This is a genomic window from Bacteroidota bacterium (assembly GCA_018831055.1).
Taxonomy (GTDB): Bacteria; Bacteroidota; Bacteroidia; order Bacteroidales; family B18-G4; genus M55B132.
In genome coordinates, this window is sequence record JAHJRE010000267.1 from 1 (window position 1) to 2,555 (window position 2,555).

General features: G+C 63.2%; 5 protein-coding genes and 1 tRNA gene. All 6 read left to right on the forward strand.

The features are described from left to right. A partial coding sequence (locus KKA81_16305) for a hypothetical protein (protein MBU2652490.1) occupies window positions 1-205 on the forward strand: 205 nt, incomplete at its 5' end. Window positions 206-385: 180 nt separating this feature from the next. Beyond that, a tRNA-Pro gene (locus KKA81_16310) sits at window positions 386-458 on the forward strand. 23 nt (window positions 459-481) lie between these two features. Next, a complete protein-coding gene (locus tag KKA81_16315) occupies window positions 482-859 on the forward strand; it encodes a zf-TFIIB domain-containing protein (GenBank protein MBU2652491.1) in 378 nt (125 codons plus the stop codon). Further along, window positions 860-1,285 (forward strand): DedA family protein, encoded by a 426-nt coding sequence (locus KKA81_16320; GenBank protein MBU2652492.1) that lies wholly within the window; start codon window positions 860-862, stop codon window positions 1,283-1,285. It begins immediately after the preceding gene. Between the two features lie 18 nt (window positions 1,286-1,303). Beyond that, window positions 1,304-1,522: a DUF167 domain-containing protein gene (locus KKA81_16325; protein MBU2652493.1), complete on the forward strand. Its 219-nt coding sequence runs from the start codon at window positions 1,304-1,306 to the stop codon at window positions 1,520-1,522. After that, the coding region (locus KKA81_16330; protein ID MBU2652494.1) for an ABC transporter substrate-binding protein at window positions 1,519-2,555 on the forward strand (1,037 nt) is incomplete at its 3' end. The genes KKA81_16325 and KKA81_16330, both read left to right, overlap by 4 nt.

The following is a 2,555-nucleotide window of genomic DNA, read 5'->3' on the forward strand; positions in this document are numbered from 1 at the left end:
GATCGATATCGCCCGCAACGCCGTCAAGGGCAAGGTGAGCTATCCCGCGGATACGCCTATAGAAGTGAAGATCGAGAAGGGTCGGAGGGTCGTGACCTTCGTGCTCCCGCAGACGGATCCGCCGGCCCTGCAGGCGGACTTCCACGCGCAGGTCTACATCGACTGCGCGACCGGTGAAGTGGCCGGCGTCCGGGTCGGCAGCTGAGCGGTGCCGCGTGCGCCGGCGGCCCAAGGCCGAATGTTCGAGCCGGATAATTGTTTCGTATCATAACGACGCAGACGGGGCAGCCGCGCCTATCAGGAATACGGTTGAATGCGGGTGAGGCCATCGAGGCGCGCAGTCCCGTTTGAGGCGGATGATCGCCTCGATATCGAACGCCGAAAACGGGGCGTAGCTCAATTGGCAGAGCGCCTGCTTTGGGAGCAGGAGGTTCCCGGTTCAAGTCCGGGCGCCCCGAACCTGATTTAGCGGAGGACGGCCATGCGATGCCCCAAGTGCGACTGCGTGATGGAGACCGTCAAACACGAGAACGTCGGGATCGAGCGCTGCTCCGGCTGCCGCGGGCTGTGGTTCGACATGCTTGAGCAGGAGGAGCTCAAGCTCCTCGCCGGCTCCGAGTCGCTCGACATCGGCGACAAGTCGATCGGCAAGGAGTTCAACGCCAAGGACGTCTACAACTGCCCTAAGTGCAAGGGCGTGTCGATGATCAAGATGGTCGACTGCGAGCAGCCCCACATCTGGTACGAGGCCTGCTCGTCCTGCCACGGCGTGTTCTTCGACGCCGGCGAGTTCAAGGACTACAAAGAGGAGTCGATCTTCGACCGCTTCAAGTCCCTGCTCAAGAAACCCCGGAACTAGGTGTACTCCGGGCTGTTCTGGGTCTCGTTCGCGGCCGCCACCATCCTGCCCGGCGGCTCGGAGGCGGTGTTTCTCATCGTCATAAACGACGGCGGCTCCTTCGCCGCCGCGATATTCTGGGCGACGCTCGGCAACTTCCTCGGCGCCCTGACCTGCTACTACCTCGGCCGGTTCGGCCACTTAAGCGGAATCGAGAAGTGGCTTCGCATTCCCAAAAAGAAAATCCTCGCCCTGGAGACGAAGGTGCAGAAGTGGGGTCCGTACCTCGGGCTCATCGCCTGGTTTCCCTTTATCGGCGACCCCTGCGTCATCGCGCTCGGGTTCTTTCGCTCCCCCGCGCTCCCGACTTTGGCTTGCGTCGCCCTCGGCAAGTTCTTGCGCTACGTCTTCATCGCCATCACCTACGCCTCCGTCGTGAGCCCATAGTTTTCTATCATCTGGAGGATGCTGATCAAGCTGCGCGTGCACCCGGACGCCAAGAAGGAAGACGTGCGGCGCAAGGCCGAGGACTGCTACGAGATATGGACCAAGGCGCCCGCCGAGCGCGGACGGGCCAACAAGGCCTGTCTGGCGCTCCTCGGTAAAATCCTGGGTGTGGCGCCCGGCCGCATCCGCATCATCAAGGGCGGAAAATCCCCCAGCAAGATCGTGGAGGTCCCGTGAAAAAGCTCCTGCTCCCCGTCGCCGCGGCGCTCCTGTTCGCGGCCTGCGTGAAGAAGGCCGATCCGAACCTGTTTACCTATGCCGCGACCGGCGAGATAACGAACCTCGATCCCGTCTATCCGTACGACGCGGTGAGCCAGGGGACCATCTTCAATGTCTACGAGACCCTCATCGCCTTCGACCGCGACCGCAACGACCGCTTCGTGCCGCTCTTGGCGACGAAGGTGCCGAGCATCGAGAACGGGCTGATCTCGAAGGACGGCCGCCGCTACACCTTCCCCATCCGCAAAGGCGTGCGCTTCCAGGACGGCGCGGAGATGACGCCCGAAGACGTGCGCTACTCGCTCATGCGCTTCCTGCTGACCGACCGCTCGGGCGGGCCGTCGTCTTTGCTGTTGGAGCCGATCCTCGGCGTTACCAGCACGCGGGGGCGTGACGGGAAGATCAATGTGAAGTTCGAAGACGTCGAGAAGGCGGTGCGCGTCGAGGGCGATAACGTGGTGGTGACCTTGCCGACGCCGTTCGGGCCGTTTCTCTCGATCATGGCGCGCTGGTCCTACGTCATGAGCAGGGACTGGGCGGCGAAAAACGGCGACTGGGACGGCGGCGGCGAGACCTGGAAAAAGTACAACGACCCGGAGAAGGACGCGAGCCACTTCTACGACCACATGAACGGGACGGGCCCGCTCATGCTCGAGCGCTGGGACCGCACCGGGCGCCGGCTCTATCTGAAAAAGCACGCCGGCTACTGGCGCAAGTCCATCGCTTTCGAGCGGGTTCTCGTGCTCTCGATTCCTGAGTTTTCGACGCGCAAGCTCCTGCTCCAGGGCGGCGACGCCGACATCATCGAGGTGCCGCGGCCCTTCATCTCGCAGGTGCGGGGGATGACCGGGGTGCGCGTCGAGGACGGGCTGCCGCGGCTCTTGACCGATCCGGCTTTCTATTTTACGTTCAAGATTAACACCACGGCCAACCCCGACATCGGCTCGGGGATGCTCGACGGCGAGGGCATCCCGCCGGACTTCTTCAAGGA

What these genes read in the sequence shown, in the direction of transcription:
- KKA81_16315 (MBU2652491.1), top strand. Translation starts at nt 482, where the DNA reads ATGCGATGCCCCAAGTGCGACTGCGTGATGGAGACCGTCAAACACGAG.
- KKA81_16325 (MBU2652493.1), top strand. Translation starts at nt 1,304, where the DNA reads ATGCTGATCAAGCTGCGCGTGCACCCGGACGCCAAGAAGGAAGACGTG.